Annotated in this window: 12 protein-coding genes and 1 tRNA gene; 7 read left to right on the top strand and 6 right to left on the bottom strand. The window is 38.4% G+C overall.

The features are described 5' to 3' along the window. Positions 1-3 precede the first annotated feature (3 nt). From BW980_RS00065 to BW980_RS00050, 4 genes are all read left to right on the top strand, one after another. The gene (locus BW980_RS00065; protein ID WP_076452947.1) at positions 4-1,014 is read left to right on the top strand and encodes a TRAP transporter substrate-binding protein; all 1,011 of its coding nucleotides are present in this window, start codon (positions 4-6) and stop codon (positions 1,012-1,014) included. Further along, a complete protein-coding gene (locus BW980_RS00060) occupies positions 1,004-1,468 on the top strand; it encodes a TRAP transporter small permease (protein WP_076452946.1) in 465 nt (154 codons plus the stop codon). The genes BW980_RS00065 and BW980_RS00060 overlap by 11 nt, the downstream gene beginning before the upstream one ends. Continuing rightward, positions 1,465-2,739, top strand: coding sequence for a TRAP transporter large permease (locus BW980_RS00055; protein ID WP_076452945.1), 1,275 nt, complete (start codon positions 1,465-1,467; stop codon positions 2,737-2,739). Before BW980_RS00060 ends, BW980_RS00055 begins: the two co-directional genes overlap by 4 nt. A 215-nt stretch (positions 2,740-2,954) precedes the next feature. Continuing rightward, positions 2,955-3,026: transfer RNA gene (locus BW980_RS00050), tRNA-Arg, on the top strand. A 439-nt stretch (positions 3,027-3,465) separates the two neighbouring features. Here BW980_RS00050 and BW980_RS00045 read toward each other — a convergent pair. Continuing rightward, a complete protein-coding gene (locus BW980_RS00045) occupies positions 3,466-4,032 on the bottom strand; it encodes a VOC family protein (protein ID WP_245799912.1) in 567 nt (188 codons plus the stop codon). Positions 4,033-4,339: 307 nt separating this feature from the next. Here BW980_RS00045 and BW980_RS00040 point away from each other — a divergent pair, with 307 nt between their 5' ends. Together BW980_RS00040 and BW980_RS00035 are read left to right on the top strand one after the other, a co-directional pair. Then, entirely contained in the window at positions 4,340-5,239 is a 900-nt protein-coding gene (locus BW980_RS00040; protein ID WP_076453737.1) for a 3-keto-disaccharide hydrolase, read from the top strand. Positions 5,240-5,268: 29 nt separating this feature from the next. After that, on the top strand, positions 5,269-6,258 hold the full coding sequence (locus BW980_RS00035) for a LamG domain-containing protein (protein ID WP_076452944.1): 990 nt from the start codon (positions 5,269-5,271) through the stop codon (positions 6,256-6,258). Positions 6,259-6,594: 336 nt separating this feature from the next. Here the strand turns inward: BW980_RS00035 and BW980_RS00030 are convergent, their stop codons facing one another. Next, positions 6,595-7,839 (bottom strand): glycoside hydrolase family 117 protein, encoded by a 1,245-nt coding sequence (locus tag BW980_RS00030; RefSeq protein ID WP_076452943.1) that lies wholly within the window; start codon positions 7,837-7,839, stop codon positions 6,595-6,597. Between the two features lie 156 nt (positions 7,840-7,995). Beyond that, positions 7,996-9,165 carry a glycoside hydrolase family 117 protein gene (locus tag BW980_RS00025; RefSeq protein WP_076452942.1) on the bottom strand — a complete coding sequence of 390 codons (1,170 nt, stop codon included), beginning with the start codon at positions 9,163-9,165 and terminating at the stop codon, positions 7,996-7,998. An 827-nt stretch (positions 9,166-9,992) separates the two neighbouring features. On the opposite strand from BW980_RS00025, the gene BW980_RS00020 reads away from it, so the two are divergent. Further along, positions 9,993-11,330, top strand: a complete 1,338-nt coding sequence (locus BW980_RS00020) for a tetratricopeptide repeat protein (RefSeq protein WP_139327559.1) — start codon at positions 9,993-9,995, stop codon at positions 11,328-11,330. A gap of 132 nt (positions 11,331-11,462) precedes the next feature. On the opposite strand, the gene BW980_RS00015 is transcribed toward BW980_RS00020, so the two are convergent. The 3 genes from BW980_RS00015 to BW980_RS00005 form a co-directional block, all read right to left on the bottom strand. Beyond that, positions 11,463-12,971, bottom strand: a complete 1,509-nt coding sequence (locus BW980_RS00015; RefSeq protein ID WP_139327558.1) for a hypothetical protein — start codon at positions 12,969-12,971, stop codon at positions 11,463-11,465. A 101-nt stretch (positions 12,972-13,072) separates the two neighbouring features. Then, positions 13,073-14,800, bottom strand: a complete 1,728-nt coding sequence (locus BW980_RS00010; protein WP_076452939.1) for a RagB/SusD family nutrient uptake outer membrane protein — start codon at positions 14,798-14,800, stop codon at positions 13,073-13,075. Positions 14,801-14,810: 10 nt separating this feature from the next. Further along, positions 14,811-17,879, bottom strand: coding sequence for a SusC/RagA family TonB-linked outer membrane protein (locus BW980_RS00005; protein WP_076452938.1), 3,069 nt, complete (start codon positions 17,877-17,879; stop codon positions 14,811-14,813). Positions 17,880-18,644 lie beyond the last annotated feature (765 nt).

Genomic DNA, 18,644 nt, shown 5'->3' with positions numbered 1-18,644 from the left:
ATTATGCGTAATCAAGGAGTGTTAAGTTGTATTTTAAAGAAGACGGTGCTATGTTTTTTTGCCCTATTGTGTTTCAATAGCTGCAAACCCGATAAACCCGAACCTGAATTTTTGTTGCGAACGGCCCTTTTGGTAAACGAAGAACATACCTGGTACAAAGCTTTTGTGTATTTCGGGCAGATTCTAGAAGAACGAACCGAAGGACGAATCAAGGTAGAGATATACCCTTCCGAACAGTTGGCCAAAGAGGTTGAGGCCATTAGGCTTATTCAGGCCGATGTTATCGATATGACCACCACGGGTTCTATCCTAACCAATTGGTTTGAGGTGGCCACTTTCTGTGAGCTTCCTTTTTTGATGCAAGATTCTACCGATATGAACCGGTATATCAATGGCCCCATAGGTAAATTGATGGAAGAAGAAATGATTAACAAGGCCGGCCTACGGTCATTGGGTCATTTTGAACGTGGTCCTAGGCATTTAACGTCAAACCGTCCGATCCGGCATCCGGACGATTTGAACGGGCTCATCGTAAGAATTCCCAATGTTCCTTCTTTTGTTACGCTATGGAAAGCCCTTGGGGCAAAACCCACGCCCATGGCCTTTTCCGAAGTTTTTACCTCTTTACAACAAGGTACTATAGAGGCACAGGAAAACCCTTTTGCATTAATTAACAATGCAGGCTTTTCCGAAGTACAAAAGTACTTGAACCTAACGAGCCACGTCGTAAGTTGGGTATATCCCGTAGTAGGAGAAAAGCAGTTTCAAAGATTGCCTCCTGACTTAAAGAAAATTTTTATGGAAGCTGCCAAAGATATGCAGGCCTATGAACACCATCTTTTTTTGGAGAACGAAAAAAGTGTTCAGAAAGAACTAAAGGCCAAGGGTATGGAATTTATAGAAGTGGACAAGGAAGCCTTTCAACAAAAATGTGAGGAAGCCATTTACAACAGCCTTTCGCCTGAAATGCAAAAAATTTACGATCAACTGAAAACAGAGAAAGATGCTTCATAAAGCTATCGGACGTATTCTAAAAGTGGGTGCGTTATTAAGTACATGGGGGCTGATTGCCACGGTGTTATTACAAATCTTTTGCAGGTTTACCCCGCTTGCAACTCCTTCTTGGACGGAAGAAGCCTCAAGGCTCTTTTTTATCTATGCTACATCTTTTGGTGCCGGTCTGGCCATGAAGAGCGAATATTATGTGCATTTAGATATGTTCTTTAGCAGGTTTCCCGTACGTATGCAGCGTACGTTGGTTAAGGTTATTCCCGTAATAGTCTTGCTTTTGTTTGTGCTCATGGCTATTTATTCTATACAATTTGTAGTGTTGGGTATTCCTGAGAAGTCCCCCAGTATGGGATTTAATATGGGCATCGCGTTTTTTAGTATGTTCATTATGTCTGCTTCTATTAGTTATTACCTGTGGAAAAGGATTCAAAAAAATTATAAAAATACTAAAGTATGATTTGGGTTCTTGTTATTGTATTTATCGTGTGTCTTGTGCTGCGTTTTCCAATAGCCTTTGCGCTGGGACTTTCATGTTTAAGCTATATTTTGGTGAAAGGTATTCCATTGATTATCATTCCTATGAAAATGTATGCAGGCATAGATGTGTTCGTGCTTTTAAGTGTTCCTGGCTTCATTATGGCAGGAAATCTTATGAACCAGGGAGGGCTAACGGAAAAAATCATCACTTTTTGTAACCATTTGTTGGGACATATTAGAGGTGGACTTTCCTTAGTGAATATTGGGGCTTCAATGCTCTTTGCCGGTATTTCCGGTACGGCTATTTCAGATACGGCAAGCATGGGGTCTATTATGATCCCTGCAATGAAAAAGGAAGGTTATGATACTGGTTTTTCATGTGCGGTTACGGCGGCTTCCTCGACTATTGGTCCGATTATACCACCTAGTGTGCCTATGATTATTGCCGCTACTTTAAGCGGACTTTCCGTTGGCAAATTGTTCCTTGCCGGCGCGCTGCCAGGATTACTTTTAGGAATAGGATTATTGTTGACCGCTTATTTCATATCAAAAAAGAAAAATTATCCTAAACATGCCCGAAGCAGTTTTAAGCAAGTGGCACGTGGTTTTGTAGATACCTTTTGGTCGCTTTTAATGACTTTCATTATTTTGTACGGTATTATTGGGGGGATTTTTACTCCCACCGAAGCCTCGATCATCGCTGTGGTCTACGCCTTGGTTATCGGGAAGTTCGTCTATAAGCGCTTGAACCTTAAAAACATTCAGGTTGTTTTTCTCGACAGTATGAAAACCTCGGCCTCACTTATGGTGTTGGTGGGCTTTGCCAACTTATTCGGCTATATTTTGATCACGGAGCAGATTCCGCAAAGCATATCTAGTGAAATATTGGGCTTTACCGATAATAAGTATGTGGTGCTGCTGTTGATCAATATTCTCTTGATTGTGGTGGGTACTTTTATGGAGACCGTTGCCGCTCTTTTGATCCTGTTTCCCATCCTATTAAAAGTAGCCTTGGCCGTAGATGTAGATCCCATTCACTTTGCGGTCATTGCCGTGCTGAACCTGATTATCGGTTTGACCACTCCGCCCGTTGGGGTATGCCTGTTTGTAGCCTCAAGCATTGGTAAGATCTCTATCGGGGAAGTAAGTAAGGCGGGACTGCCCTTTTTGGTGGTCAGTTTTATGGTGTTGACCTTGGTGACCTTGTTCCCTTGGTTTTCCTTGGTTTTACCCAATTTATTCATGGATTAAACCGATTTCCTTATGAAGACAATTAGAAATCTTATTTTTTGTGCCTTCTCTATGGTCACCTTATGGTTTATCCGGCATTGCCTTTGCCCGTAAATTTTGTAAAGGAAAAAATCAGAATGGTAAGTCAACAATTTTATCTAAAAACAATGTAAAATTAGTTGCCCAGTTTTTTCGGCACACGCAAAAAAAATTTATTTTTGCACTCTTATTAAATTGGCCTCGTAGTTCAATGGATAGAATAGAAGTTTCCTAAACTTTAGATGCAAGTTCGATTCTTGCCGAGGTCACTTTTTGACTTACAAACGGATGCTATACGCTATATAGTATTTCGATTATCAATGTTTTATTATTTTTTAGCTTTCAAATGGTAGCTTATGATATCATTCTGATCAGTTCAGAAATGGTCAACATGGTTTCATATGTCTCCATATTTTGTAATTGTTTATTTTAATCTGCTTAATAAACGGTAAGAGTGATTTGGCTTTCGTTCTTGATTAAGTTTACTTTAAATACCTAGGCGACGTTAAGAAAAGCGAATTTATCTTAGCGGATATCATTTCCTACCATAATGATAAAGTGTTTCACAAACCGCATAGAAATATTTGAAGGTTCTATTGAATTCGTCGGAAATACATCTTACCCCACTTAAAAAATGAGTATAGGGTGACATAGAAACTACCTTGTTCAGGTGCTCAACTTACCACATTGCATCCAATCGAATTGAAATCAATCCCAACCGGAAAGGCCTATAATTTCGCCATTTGGCCCTACAAAAAAAGTGTATTTGTCACGAGCGTAGTTTTCATTTTCCAGTTCGTAACCTTCTTCTTTTAGCTTATCTCCAATTGGTACAATGTCATTTACTTTTAGCATAAAGTGGTTGTGGTTGGTGTTTCCTATTGGACCTATGGTGTCTATAAATTCAGGAGCCGTTAGCGAAAGTCCAATGGTCAAATCATCGGCTTTTAGTTTCATTACGAGCATTCCTTCAAGTCCGGGTCCGTGAAGTACTTCTGCATCGGCCATTTTAAAACCCAATATTTCACGATATAACTTTAGGGTCTTTTCTAGCTCCAATACGTGTACACTAATGTACTTTAAACCTGTAACCCTTGCTTCTTCCGTACCGGCAGCCTCAATACTTTTAGGGGACGAATCCGAGGTTTGGGCAAAGCTATAATTAGTGCTTGCTAATACAAAAGCTACTAGGAAGCAGATTTTATAAAGTGGATTTAGTGAACTGTGGTTTTTTTTTGTTCCGTGATTAGTAGTGGCCTTCATAATAACTTTCATAATAAATATCGTTTTGTTAAAACTATGATATTATAGGATAATCTTAAGCTCAATATAGCTTAACAAAAACTGAACATTTACAATGTTCAAGAACCGCAACCTTTGACATTTTGCACCGCGCTTCAATAAAAACTGAACAATTAACTATTGGTCGGAAATTCATGGGTTGGGGCAAACATTTCTTTGTAAAATTACAATACTTACATGCTTTGTGTAGGCCTAGATCCTACTTGTTAGAATGGTTTTAACCGTTTGAAATCAGATGAAAACGTGATGGGTCGAACAGCAATAACCAACAATGAATACTATGAAACATTTTACACTTTATTTACCACTTTTCTTTCTAGTGATTTCCTGTTCTGAGGTAAAAAATGAGGAGCAAAAAAATCTTGACGAAACATACGAGTGGGAAGAATTAATAGATGAGGATTTAACCCAGTGGGACACTTATTTGAGTTATCAGCACCAACCCGGTTACGACGGTTCCGTGCCACTAGATGAAAATGGGGAAGAAATAGCCCCGATAGGTTTAAATAATAGCGAGTACACCGTTTTTTCGACGGTGAAAGAGGGCGAGGAAACCATTATCAAGAATACGGGAGAGTACTATGGTTGTCTTATAACTAAAAAGGAGTATAAAAATTATCACTTTCAGTTAAAGTACAAGTGGGGTGATAAAAAATGGGCCTACCGAAAAGATTTACTGAAAGACTCAGGAATATTATACCATTCTGTGGGACCAATGGCCGTTGAGTACTGGCGTTCATGGATGCTTTCCCAAGAGTTCCAAATTATGGAGGGACATACGGGAGATTTTTGGAGTCAGGCTAACTCTGCTATAGACATCAGGGCGTACAAACCGGAATCTGTTATGGATCCATTGGCCCATGAGTCGCAAGAGTATTTACCAATTGGTATGGGTAGTCCGTATAACAACTATTGTTTACGAAGCGGAAATTATGAAAAACCCCATGACGAGTGGAATACGCTAGATCTAATCTGTTATGAGGGTAAGAGTCTTCATATCGTGAACGGAGAGGTTGTTATGATTTTGAAGAACTCAAGATATATTGATGAAAATGGCAAGGAAGTGCCGCTGATCCAAGGGAAAATTCAATTACAAAGTGAAGCTGCAGAGGTGTTTTTTAAAGATATCAAGATAAGACAGATTGATTCGCTGACAACGCAACAAAAAGCACTTTTCTAAATTAAGACTAATTATAAAGGTAGTATCATATGAAGATTAATGTGTTTCTGGTTTGTAGTATTATAAGTGCGTTTATTGCATGTTCGTCAAATTCACCCGATGAAGAGAAAATGGATGAGGATCTTGAAAATCCCGTGCAGGGAGACGATAAGGAGGAAGACAAGATAGAACCTTTTCAACTTTCCGATTTGGACCCTGATTTACCTTCGTTTGTTTCTGTAGTTGATGATACCCCGGAGGGAATGGAGTGGGTAAAGGTGGAAGCCCTATCCGATGAGTTTGATACATGGAATGAGGAAAAGTGGTTTAATTCTTTTTGGAATTACGGAAACACTCCGGTGTCTATGCGAAGTGAAAACTCTAGCGTGGTAGATGGCAAACTAAATATTCAGGCCACCTTGGATGAGGATAGTTCCCAATGGTTTCAAACGGCTAGGGTTCACTCTAAAACTAAAATAAGTTATCCTATGTATACGGAGTGTAGTATGAAAACCTCAAGTATTTCTGCGTTCAATACCTTTTGGCTGAACAATGGCGATATTAATGATAGGGATGAGATTGACATTGTAGAGAGCAATGCAAACCCAACTCCTGAGTGTAGTGACCAAACTACGAAACCAAGTAACTACCCATGGACTCCGTGGGACTTTCCGACCCAAATGAACTCACAGTATTTTATTGCTAAAAATGGTGTTACGGAAAGACATGAGGATAATTTTGATACTAGAATGTTATCGGATGCAAATCCCAATAAAGGAAAAACGTGGGATGAAACCTATCATATTGTTGGTGCCTGGTGGAAAGATGCTAGAACGGTCCAATTTTATTTGAACGGAGAACCAGCTGGTGTCGTTACCACTAACCAAGACTTTACAAGAGAGCTAGAGTTGATATTTGATTTATGGACGTCCGAAGAATGTTACCTAGGAGGTTTGCCACAAAAAGAAGAGTTAAATGACGATTCTAAGAATACCATGCGTGTAGATTGGGTGCGTACTTGGAAACTTGAAGAAAAATAGTAAGCTTAACCACCTATGGGTATAGGACTATGTTAAATATAATGTGCAAAAAGTTTGTTTAATTTGAGTTAGTTTTCAGTTAGTTTAGTATGGATCAGGGGCGTGGTAAAACCAGGCCCCTTCCTTTTCTAATTACTTTTTGTAGCTATGTTTTGCACGTCCTTTGTTGTTCTTGTTTGATACCTTCTGGGAAAACGGGTTCACCATATTCCTAATGACTTAAGGGAAATTCATTTTTCATTTAGAATAGAGGTAAGGGTTCAAGCTTTGAATATTCCGCTTATTGGGCATAAAACAGTAGGTGTAGTGTTAGGGACGCAATAAGTGGTTGGGTGCCTATTTGGTGCTGGTATTCAATTTGGGATTATAGTCATAGGTGTCATTTTCCATGTAGTCTTTGACCATTTGATATTCTTCGCGTACCCTATTCCCTTTTTCTAAGGACAAGTCGCATTCAAAACGCACAAAATGATAATTGGGGTACAATTCGTGGCTAATTCCCCATGTTATCCCCAGACCAGGGCTTGTGTTTACATCGGTAAAATTTCCAGGGCGGTAAGCTCCACCACCTTTGGGAATGGTCAAACCTTGGATTCTTGGGTAAAAATTTATTCCGTCTTCAGAAAATAAGATGCTATTTCTTTCAGGTCCTTCTGGTAAGGTAGCGCATACACCGTTGCGATATGGCCATATCATGCTACCATGTCCGCCCATTAAAACAGGGTTGTATTTAGATTTAATGTATGGGCCTTCGGGGTCATTGGCTGTTGCAACCCCTGTGGCTAAGGGTATATCGGCGTGCTCTTTATTAAACTTACCCGGTGATACATTGGGGGTCCATGGTAAGCGGCCATGACTTTTGTAGTATAGAAAATATTGTCCTCCTTTAACAAAAAAGGTGGGTTCGTGTATAACCTCGGCATCCCAACTTTCTTCAGGACCTGGTTTTAGAATCGGTTCGTCCAATGCTTTCCAAGGTCCTGCCGGAGTGCTGGCTACGGACATGCCAATTACGTTGGGCGTAAAATCTCCGGATGTTTTGAACTGTTTTGACCAACGTGCATCATCAATACTTTTTGCAGCTTGATAAACTAGATAATACTTGCCATTGACGAACAAAATATCAGGATTAAATACGCTACGGTGGTCGTAACGCCCAGCTGTGCCACGCGAAATTGCCAGTCCCCGTTCTTCCCAATTTAAGCCATCGGTAGAGGTTGCATACCAAACATCGCACAAATCCCAGTGAAAAGCCCTTAGTGAATCGGTAGCGTCATTGGGGCCTACCACTTTACTGTTAGATTGGGGCTTTGAATACCACATGTAATATTTACTATCAGCTTCTATTACACTGGACGGGTAATAGCGTTCTGCGCCGTCTTCAAATCCTTGCAGTTTTTTAAATGTAAATTGAGTATTGAATTCGTTGTACTTTTCGTAAGAAATCTGATTTTCTCGAAAACGTTTATAAGAAGCGCTTTCGTAGGTTTCTGGTTCTCTGGGCTGGCATGAGGATAAACTTACTATTATCAGTGCTAAAACAATCTTTGTTCCAGTTATAATTATGGCCTTTGCTGTCATAAAACAGTGGGGTTTATTATTTTCTTAGGGATATCTTTTGTTCAAATGGGTGTTACATTTTTGTAAATATGAGGTTTAAAGGACATTTAACTTATTAAAAAGGACAGTAGCTACATGTAACATACTGTCCTTGCCTAATTAAACTCAACTCGTATTTTATTCTCCTTTGGCCCTATGTTGGGTTTTTCTTTCCGAGGTAAAGCTCATAATACTTTGGTAATCCCAGCTATTGTACATATGAGATAGTCCCCAACGTAATATTTCCGTAGGTTCTTTTTCATTGTCCGCGGTTCTGTTTAAGCCAATGGCATGTGCGCTAACTCCGGGAATGACCGACATTATTTCAAAGTTAATACCATCAGGTGCCCATTGAATGGTGTTTTTTTCTGGCCCGTCTGTAGTTATGAGAGCCGCAATTCCGCCGTTGTATGGCCAAACACAAATTTCATGGCCACTATTGCTAATTGGGTTGTAAGGTGATTTTATGTAAGGTCCTTCAGGTTTGTCTGCAATGGCAAGACCATGACGTATTTGTCTTCCGCCAAATGTAATTTCTTCTCCCATTTGTTCTCCTTTGTAATACAGATAAAACTTGCCGTTAAAAGGAATAATACAAGGGTCATGTACCTTATGGCTATCAAAGTCACCTTTTCGCTCAACGGCAAACCTATCTTGTTCTTCGCCTTTCCAAATACCATTATCGGCAGGACTTAATATAGGTTCCTTACTTTTTGTCCAAGGACCGTCTGGAGAATTGGACCAAGCTAGGCCAATTTGATTTTTGACACGTACGGTATAGGGAGATTTAACGGTTTGGTAGCTCAAATAATACTTATCTTCATGTTTCATGATTTCAACGGTAAAGACAGATCTGTCATCATATTCCCCAGCTTTGCCTCTAGGTACGGCTAGTCCTTCTTCTTTCCAAGTTTCGCCGTCTTTTGAAGTTGCATACCAAATGTCGCAACGGTCCCACGGAAAGACCTTGTCATTTTCAACATCGCCTCCAAACCCTTGCGTTGGTCCCGTACTTTTGGAATACCATACGTAATATTTGCCATTTTCCTTTATTACGGCACTGGGATCCCTACGAACAACACCTTCTTCATAGGCTAAATCTCCTTTTAGCGGTTTTAAGTTTGAAAACTGAATAAACCATTCGTTGCCAAGATCGGTAGGCCATTTTAAGGCCCTTTTAGAAGCGGCGCTTAAGTGATTTATATCCGTAATACCCAAATGGTCTATTTGAGATTGGGTCACTCCTAGTGAGTCTAGTGTCTTCTGGTCATATGTAGTATCCTGGGCATAGCTATGGTATGATAGCATAGCGAAAAAAAGAAACGGATATAAGATTGTTTTGGTTTTGGAAATCATTGTATTGGGTGTTATTTAATTTATATGGATTTTGTGGTTTAATTCGAAGTCGGGGGGCATAATGGTTGCCTGTTTTTCTTTGCAAAAAACAGCTTCATTATAGGCGTTAATAGTTTTTTAATTTTTCGCGTTGTTTTGTTTGGTAATGTTGCTTTTCATCATTTGTTTTGAAATTAGCGCATCCTTTACCAGTTGGTCTATTTATCTTTTTTAGGTTTTTGATGTGCTTATTTCACCTTCTCTCTTCAATTCATGTATTTTGGTTCTACTTTTTCCGTTTGGGGAATCCTGATGTAAAATTGACGTATCAATAATTTTCGTTCAAGTATTTTGACAAATATTGGTTAATAGCGGGTAAAAACTTCTATTTTCTAATGAATAAAAACTGAACATTCTTAAAAACCGACCCAATTTTCATGAATTACAACTCATCAAATATTATATTGAGTTGGACTACGGCACCAAAAGACATGTTCAGTCTTGTCTTTCATGGTGTTTAGTTGATTTTTATTAGGGAATAAGAATATTTAGATATGATGAAGCGTTCGAGATTGCCACTAATGCTTATTACGGTTTTTCTTTTTATCAGTTTGTATGCCAAGGCCCAAGAACCTTATGGAACAAATAAGTATATAGAGAAGGCAAACCAACTCACCGCAAAAAAATTAGATAGTGCTATCTATTACCTGAAAGCGGGAATTGACTATTATGCAGAACAAAAGGATACCATAAATTTAATTAACAATCTGTGCCAGTTATCTGCGGTATATGATAATGTATTGGATTATGGAAAATCTTATGATGGATATTGGGAAGCATTGATTTTAGCCGATCTATCCAATGATGATATTTCAAAATCCCGTATTTATCAAGAGTTAGGTTGGCTGTATACGGCTTATAGAAGGGAAGAAGAATCATTGCGTTATTTTAATATGTCCCTTAAGCTCAAAAAACAGCTTTTTAAAGAGAAAAAAATAAGTCGGGATTATCTGGTCAGTAACTACTTTGCTATTGTAAATTGTTATAGGGTAAACCATAATTATATAATGGCAAAGACCTATCTAGATAGTTGTGAACTGTCCTTAAAAAAAATTGACCCCAATAAAAAATCGTATTACGTTGAAACGGAGAAGGGTTATCTTGATGCCATTGCAGGAAATTATGAAAACGCCTTGAACACCTTAAACGAGTCTAGACTCTTTTTTGAAAAGAAGAGCCCTTCATACCTTACAATTGTCTATTTTTTAATAGGGGAGGTGCACAAACTAAAGGGAGATTTTGAAGAGAGCTTAGGGTATTATAAAGAATCGCTTAGGTTTTCGGAAATGTACAATAAGCATTTAGGTTACAAGCTATTCAACTATGAGGTTTTGTCCGAGTTGTACTATAATCAAAACAACTTCAAAGAAGCATTTTTTTATAAAAATAAAGCGCAAGAATTAAACGAAAATATATTTGGAAGAAAAAGTAAAAATCATAAGCATTTATTTGAAATAAAGGATCGTTATAGACTTCAAAAAGAAAAGGAAAAGGCGCTACTTAAAGAGGTCCGTATAGCGAAGTTGGAAGATCAAAAGAGAATTGGCTTCTTACAAAATATCTTAATGGGCGTAGTAGTGGTTTTTATGTTTTTGTACGGGGTTCTTCTTTTTAGAAACCTAAGGAGAAAACACAAACTGGAAAAACAAAAGACCAATGAGGTTATGATGTTAAAAAATCGAGAGCTAACGGCGTCTGCTCTTCAATTGATTGAAAAAGAAGAGTTTATTTCCAAATTAAAGCAGAATATTTCTAAAAGTGATGCGATAGATGCAAAGGCCATTCATAATATGCTCAAAGGTTTTCAAAATTCCCCAGGTGGAAATTGGAAGGAATTTGAGGCTAGATTTACATCTATAAATCAGGATTTTTACAAGAAAATTAGGAGTAAATATCCAGACTTGGGACAAACAGACCTAAAGCTTTGCGCTCTAGTAAAGTTAGGATTTTCTAGCAAAGAAATGTCTTCGTTATTGGGTATCACAATAGAAAGTGTACATACGTCGAGATATAGGTTAAGAAAGAAACTTGGATTAGAAAAAGGAGAAAATCTTATTGATTTTATGTCCACAATATAAAAACACTATATCGAATATGAACCATAAATAATACCTAAAAGAAATAATATATAGCTTCTAATTAAAAATGGGCAGCCTATTTAAAGACTGCCCATTTTACAATTAAAAAAAGGCTAAGACTCGGGGGAGGGCTTATGGTCTAACAGGTACTTCTGCTAAGAACATATCATCTATATAAAATTTAATAGCTTGTGGGTTAAACTCATTATATCCTCTGACGAACCAACTAACTTCACCTGTAAAACCAGCATCAAATTCTTGTTTTTGATATACCCATTCTCCGGTAGGTAGGTCAGGAGTGAATACGGTAGGAATCAGTTCAAAAGCCCAGTTTGAAGGATATATCCTAATATCAGAGGATTCAGTGCCTGAAGGAACGCCTGATAAGTCACTTTCTACATATATCCAGTAGCCAAACTCATATCTTTTACCTTCCTCAAGGGTTATAACAACAGGGTTTCCCCCGGCATCTCTATGTTCAACAATCATACCACCGTTGGGTCTAAAATTGATATCGAGGCTCTTGGTTCCGGTGCGTGTGTTAACCACGCCAATATCCAAATCATATTCGCCCCAATGGCCTCCCCAGCCTAGGTAAGCCCAATTATCAGTAGTTGATGTTTCTAATCCATAATCATATGAGGTAGAAGGGTAAAGGTTGGCGAGCTGGTCAAAATCTGTCAATAGAACATCGGTAAATGCTTCTGACTCCACTTCATCTACGGTTGTAAGTTTTCCGGGAGTATAGCTTACATAAACTTGATCATCATTGTAAAGTTGTTCTCCACTTAAATCAAGAATAACAATATTGGCTTCGTTCTTGTCTATGGTTGCTGCCGATATAACAGGATTGATCAGGATAGGATTCATTGCATCTCTGTTATTTTCTATTCTAACGGTAAAATCGGCTGGATTTACCGTGCTTCCGTCAATTTCACGGCTGAATTCCAAAGCAACCTTATCTTCACGTTCGGCCACTCTGTCCAGAGTTACCGGAGCGGAAGATGGTATTACTTTTATTACTTTCTCAAAGGAAAGGGTGTCCGCATCGGTGGGTCTAAACCTTGAGGCAATAAATTCAAGATCCCAAGACCCTAGCCTATTGAACCGCATGTCTACCTCTTCTTCTGCCCCAGAATTTATAGTGGCAGGTTTTCCTCCTTCCGAAGACCATGTAATGGCTTCTGGTTCGCCTATTGCGGTGTAGGTTAATCGAATGGAGTTACTGGCTTCTATTTCATTTTCAGCTCCATTGGACAAATCCAATTCAGCTCCTATACTCCCATCTGTATTTATATGATAAGCCTTTAAGACAGATTTGATAGAATCAATTACCGTAACCACGATGGTGGTGTCTAACTGCTTAGAGTCGCTTGGAACTGTACTATCGTCATTTCGAAAAACATTGCCCTTAAAAGTCTGGCTTAGTTTAACATCATATACCCCGGCTTTATTAAAAAAACCTTTTATTACCTCTTTGGAAGAGGTATTACCTTTTTCTCCTGAAATACGGGAGTTTTCGGGGAAAGTCCATGTTCTAGTTTTAACTCCTCTAGAGATATCGCCAAAATCTATATGACCTCCAACGATTACTTTATTTTGGAAATCCATTTCGGATGTTACGATAATTCTATGGTTCACATCACTTATGTTCAGCTCCTCTTCTTTTTCGCAACTGAAGACAAGCAGAGCTAGGATGAAGAGTACACTTAGGATATTATATTTTTTCATGTCTAGCGGTTTTAGTTGTTTAAATTAGGGTTGTTTAATACTTCTCCAGTAGGAATTGGAAAGTAGTCATGTTGCGCCGAGCGATAATTTTGTGAGGATTGAATGAAATCTGGTCTAACCCTTCCTGATATAAATAGTGGGGCTTCACCTTGTCCGGTCACGTCCAAATTAGCTTCACGCCAAATTTCATCGGCACGTAATTCATCAAAAACTTCTTTAACAATGCCCCAACGTACTAAGTCTTTATAGCGGTGCCCTTCAAAACATAATTCTATTGCGCGCTCCACACGTTGAATATGCGTTAATACGGTTTGTGCATTTGCTGCGACCAAAGGATGGTTTCCATGAACTTGTTTACTTACGTGGAGCTGTGGAAACATACCACCGTTCATATCCATATATTGTTGTAATGTATAAACACCGGCTCTACTTCTTACCATGTCTATATATTCTATGGCAGTCATAAAATCTCCGCTATCATTTATAATAGCTTCTGCATACATTAATAAAATATCTGCATAACGTATGTGCCTAAAATTAATACCACTACGGCCCCTTGGAGGTTCTGCATCTAGATGGTACCAGTTGGAGTGTTTTTTTAGATAGGCACTTTGTCCGCCCCCCCAACTGGCTTTAGCTTCTGCAAAAGGGGCAAGGTACCAGTCACCTTCACCATTTCTAGGTGCGATGGTCGCATTCATTCTTCTAGACTCTAAGTTCGTATCGTTTATAGGGTTGTTAGGGTCTACTTCATCGTATACCAACATTTCGTGCAAGTTGTAAGAAGCTATTACTGTATTAAATGCTCCGTATTGTAGGTGCCCAACTTCGGTGCTAAGTGTAGTGGATTCGGCCCCTGCTCCGCCAACAGTGGTATCATCTTCTGCAAAACCGCTATTGCCAGGTTTTATATCGAAAGAATAGTTTACCTCGAAAATTGATTCTTCATTAAACTCATTTTCATGCCAAAAATTATCTTCAATATTTCTGGTCAAGCTATATATTCCAGAATCAATTACTTCTTTAAACAAATTGGCTGCTTGCCCCCATTGTTCATCATAGAGATATGTTTTGCCTAATAATGAAGTAGCAGCACCCCAAGTGGCTCTACCTACATCGTTAGCTTCCCAAGATTCTGGTAAATTATTCATGGCAAACTCTAAATCTGGAATGATTATTTGAGTATTTACTTCTTCTATACTAGAGATAGGTTTACTCAATTCTTCAATGGATTGCGCTACACCATCATGTATCATAGCCCCTCCATAAGTATGAACAACTTGGAAGTAAAAGAAAGCCCTTAAAAAACGAGCTTGGCCCTCTATTTGCGCTCTGGCTTCATCATCAAGAGTTTCTTCATCTACTACCTCGAGTTGAGAAATTATAGTATTTGCCCTAAAGATGCCAACATACAGTTCTTCCCATTTGTTCGTTAAGTGAATTTGTCCATTTGTATAGGTTAAATTTCTAAACGGATAAGGCCTATACCAAGATTCTGTGCCGGCAATATCTCCTAACACAAATTCCTGCACTAATTCGGCACCGCTAACGGAACGATATTGTAAAGCGCCATAAACGGCTGCGAGCGCAGCGTTGAAATGTCCTTCGTTTTTCCAAAAGTTTGTCTCAGTAAGAGCATTTGGATTTTCTTCGTCTAAAAATGTACTTTCATTACAGCTGGCAATAATTAGTGCAAGAAGTACAAGACTCTTTGTTATTATTTTGTTCATTGATTTCATAGTTGATTTTTTAAAAACTTAATTGAACTCCTAGCATAAACTGGCGAGCAATAGGATAGTTGCCATTATCTACACCTCTGTTAAATAGACTGTCACCACCTACTTCAGGATCATACCCCGTATAATTCGTAAAAGTGAAAGGGTTTACAGAGTTTAAATAGAGTCTTATTCTGTCAACTCCGTAGTCTTGGGTGTTTGGAATCGTATACCCTAAGGACATTGACCGGATTCGTAGATAAGTTCCGTCTTCTAAGAACCAATCTGAAAACCCTCTTACATTGGAATGTCCTTCATTTTGTCTAAATGTAGGAATGTCCGAGTCTGGGTTTTGTGGTGTCCATTGGAAAACTTGATCTTGGTGACGCCCACCTATATAGGCTAGATTTTTATTGCCATTGTACACTTCAGTACCGTAAGCCATATAGCTTTGTACGGATAAATCCCAATTATTATAATCTAGATTTAGATTTAGACCCGCTTCCCATTGAGGAATACCAGAACCGGAGAATATACGGTCTTTGTCATTGATAGCACCATCTCCGTTTATATCTTTAAAACGTAAATCACCTAATTGTGGAGAGCTTATAGCACTTAAGTCTAACTGTTGGTATTCCGTTAATTCTTCTTCAGTTTTAATTACACCATCGTTTTGTAATAAGAAGAAAGAACCGGCCGGATTGTTTAGGGCTAAGAAGGTTGTATTATCTCTATTAATAGTCCCCCCGGATTGCCCAAGCGTCTTGCCATTTAAATTGGTAATTTTGTTATCGTTAAGAGTCCATGTTCCTGATATGCCAAAGTTTAGCTTGTCTCCTATTTTTCCTTTGTAGTTGGCAGCAAACTCTACACCTTTATTTACCATGTTACCGGCATTAAGGGCTACGCTACCATATGTGCTCTGGGCACGTGGTTGCCATAAACCTGCAGAAGGTGCGGTCTGCTCGTTGATCAACATGTCTTCTTTATCGTTCTGGTAAACGTCTGCAGTAATGTTCAACTTGTTGTTAAATAGCCCCAGTTCAAAACCGATGTTTCTAGAAATGGTAGTTTCCCATGCCACATTTGGGTTGGCATACCTACGTTGTATTTGACCATTTACAAGATTTTCGTCTGTACCAAAGGGATAATTGACACCAGCTTCTATAGATGGAATAAAGGCATAATCCGGTATTCCGTTAAAGCCTGTTTGAGCCCAGCTTCCTCTAATTTTTAGATTATTAATGGCGTCTACATTAAACCATTTTTCATCAGTAACATTCCACCCGGCAGAAAACCCATAAAAGTTACCATATCTTGTCTCTGGGGAAAATTTAGAAGAACCGTCACGTCTAAAACTTGCCGATAATAAGTATTTTCCATCATAGTTGTACTGTAATCTGGCCAATTTACCGGCAAGCGTATAACCGTTTTGGAATTCATTAGGGGATTTAGGGTCTGCTCCTGCATTTAATACTTGAACATCGTTAGACGCATCATCGGCAAATACAGTTCCTACGTTTAGACTTCGCCACCTATATTTTTCATAAGAAGCAGCTCCTAAAAGATCAAAGTTGTGTAGCCCAAAAGATTTTTTGTAGTTCAAAATATGTTCAATGGTTTCTCTTTTGGAGAACCAATAGTTATAGTCTAATTCTGCATTAAGGGTAGAGGCTGCAGGACTTAAATTTCCATTTCTATCTAAAGCAAGGTATTGTGGCTGAAAGAACTTTCTAAAATACTGTCCTTCATTACGACCTAAATTTAATTTATAACTTAAACCATCTAAAACCTCATATTCTAAATTAAGAGATATACTATTACTCTTATTTTCTCTTTCATCAACATTATCCAATTGCCTTGAAAGAAAACCATAGAAGATTTCGTTGGCAGCAGATATGAGTACGGTATTTTCTCCGGTTTTATTTATTTGATCAAAAGGGGCACTATGTGGTACATTTTGTATGGCAAAACCGAATAAATTCCATGGTTCTTGTTTTCTGTTTTCGGTAGTTAAGCTAGCGGAAGCAAAAGCTTTAAATTTACCTTTAGTAAATTGTCCGGTAATTCTATTTGTTAATCGATCAAAATCGGAACTTATTAAAACCCCTTCTTGTTTGTAGTAAGTGGTATTGAAATTATAGGTTAAATTTTCTGCCCCGCCAGATAAGTTAAAAGATACATTTTGAATTATGGCATTGTCATTTTGGACTTCATCGACAAAATTCGTATCCCAGTCAAGTGCGTTTGCATCCAATAAAAATGTCTGTGGCTCATCTCCTCCTACTTCTGCAGTAGTTTCTCTGTTGTAAAGAAAATCTACCGTATTCGATAAAGGTGTTCCTGAAGTAATGTTTTGAATGCCAGTAAAGGTATTTAGGTCTATTTTCATTTTACCCTTTTTACCTCTTTTGGTTGTAATCAGGATTACTCCACCAGCGGCGCGAACTCCATAAACAGAAGCTGAAGCGCCATCTTTTAAGATATCTATGGATTCTATTTGTTCTGGAGCAAGGTTAGGATTTCCTTCTTGAGGAATATTATCTACCACATAAAGGGGCTCTCCGCCATTTATGGATACCAAACCTCTAATTTGAACGTTGGCAGCTTCTCCTGGCCGCCCACTAACAGCTTGAATGTTTACTCCGGAGACTTTCCCTTGAATGGCAGCTCCAATATCGGATACTGGAATTTTAACCAATTCTTCAGACGCAACTTGTGCAACGGCCCCGGTTACCTCTTTTTTCTTTTGTGTTCCATAACCTACAACAACAACTTCCTCTAGAAGTTGAGAGTCCTCTTCCATAGATAGGCTTATGGTGTTGTTGTTGGCAGAAACCGAACGTTTTTCAGTTTTAAAGCCTAAGTAAGAGAATACCAATATTTCACCCGCCGAGGCGGTAATCGAATATTTACCGTCAAAATCTGTTACTGCACCCTTGTTAGTGCCCTCTACAACAATAGAGACTCCTGGTAAGGGAGTTCTTTGTTGATCTGTTACAACACCTGAAATGGTTTCTTGTGCGTGCGCCCAGCTGATTCCTAATAGGAAGTAGAACAGGAGGGCGTTCATTTTCATAAATCTTGGTTTTTGTCCTTTCATAATAATGAATTAGGTAGTTGGCATTTAAATGACAGTAGTAATATGTCATTGAAATGGATTAAGTATTTAATTATTGAAAAAAATCATGGGATAAATTTATCAGATTATAAATGTGGGTTGTAAAATATGGCCTCAATAAAAACTGGACATAGCTTTTCTATTTTTAGTCGTTGGTCAGTTTTAACCAAAAAGCAGTAAATATTAAGTTGGTTCGGGGATGTGCTTTCTTAAAATTTGAGAATTTGGAATTTCAACATGACGAAGGTTTGCTATATGCATAGCTATTCCTGTATTTTAATAAGGTTATGCGAAATCGGAAACCTTCTTAACCCTTAGCAAAGTTTATCGGATTTATAGATATGTTCAGGTATTGTTCAGATTGTAAAATCAAGCATTCAACGTGTTTTTCTGACTAAACCTTACTAGGCTAACTAAAGGGGTGAAGTTCTTTTTTATTTTGAAGAAGCGTTTTGGTTAGGAAGCCAAAAGTGCCTGTGTTGCTAAACAATGATTATTTTAGCTTACTTTATTGGGATTCTCATAATGGTACGTCATTCTGACCTCCTTCCGTATTTAGATACTGGTATTAAATGTAATTCCATTGCTGACGGACAAGGTGTGTAAAAGTTGATGGGGCTTTACGATAATGCATTAGTAGACAGGTAACAATGGCTCAACACAAAAAGTTGTGGAGAGGTTAAAATTGGCCGATCTTTGAATCCAAAAAGTTAAATGCTTTCAGATTCACTATCATCTATAGCCAAA

This window comes from Zobellia uliginosa, from assembly GCF_900156625.1.
GTDB lineage: Bacteria > Bacteroidota > Bacteroidia > Flavobacteriales > Flavobacteriaceae > Zobellia > Zobellia uliginosa.
The sequence above is the reverse complement of the archived record's forward strand: the minus strand, read 5'-3'. Positions and strand labels throughout refer to the sequence as shown.

Bases quoted from the DNA above. Each gene is read 5' to 3' on its own strand.
- BW980_RS00025 (WP_076452942.1), bottom strand. From the start codon at position 9,165: ATGCTATCATACCATAGCTATGCCCAGGATACTACATATGACCAGAAG.
- BW980_RS00040 (WP_076453737.1), top strand. From the start codon at position 4,340: ATGAAACATTTTACACTTTATTTACCACTTTTCTTTCTAGTGATTTCC.
- BW980_RS00060 (WP_076452946.1), top strand. From the start codon at position 1,004: ATGCTTCATAAAGCTATCGGACGTATTCTAAAAGTGGGTGCGTTATTA.
- BW980_RS00055 (WP_076452945.1), top strand. From the start codon at position 1,465: ATGATTTGGGTTCTTGTTATTGTATTTATCGTGTGTCTTGTGCTGCGT.
- BW980_RS00065 (WP_076452947.1), top strand. From the start codon at position 4: ATGCGTAATCAAGGAGTGTTAAGTTGTATTTTAAAGAAGACGGTGCTA.
- BW980_RS00035 (WP_076452944.1), top strand. From the start codon at position 5,269: ATGAAGATTAATGTGTTTCTGGTTTGTAGTATTATAAGTGCGTTTATT.
- BW980_RS00030 (WP_076452943.1), bottom strand. From the start codon at position 7,839: ATGACAGCAAAGGCCATAATTATAACTGGAACAAAGATTGTTTTAGCA.
- BW980_RS00045 (WP_245799912.1), bottom strand. From the start codon at position 4,032: ATGAAAGTTATTATGAAGGCCACTACTAATCACGGAACAAAAAAAAAC.
- BW980_RS00010 (WP_076452939.1), bottom strand. From the start codon at position 14,800: ATGAAATCAATGAACAAAATAATAACAAAGAGTCTTGTACTTCTTGCA.
- BW980_RS00005 (WP_076452938.1), bottom strand. From the start codon at position 17,879: ATGAAAGGACAAAAACCAAGATTTATGAAAATGAACGCCCTCCTGTTC.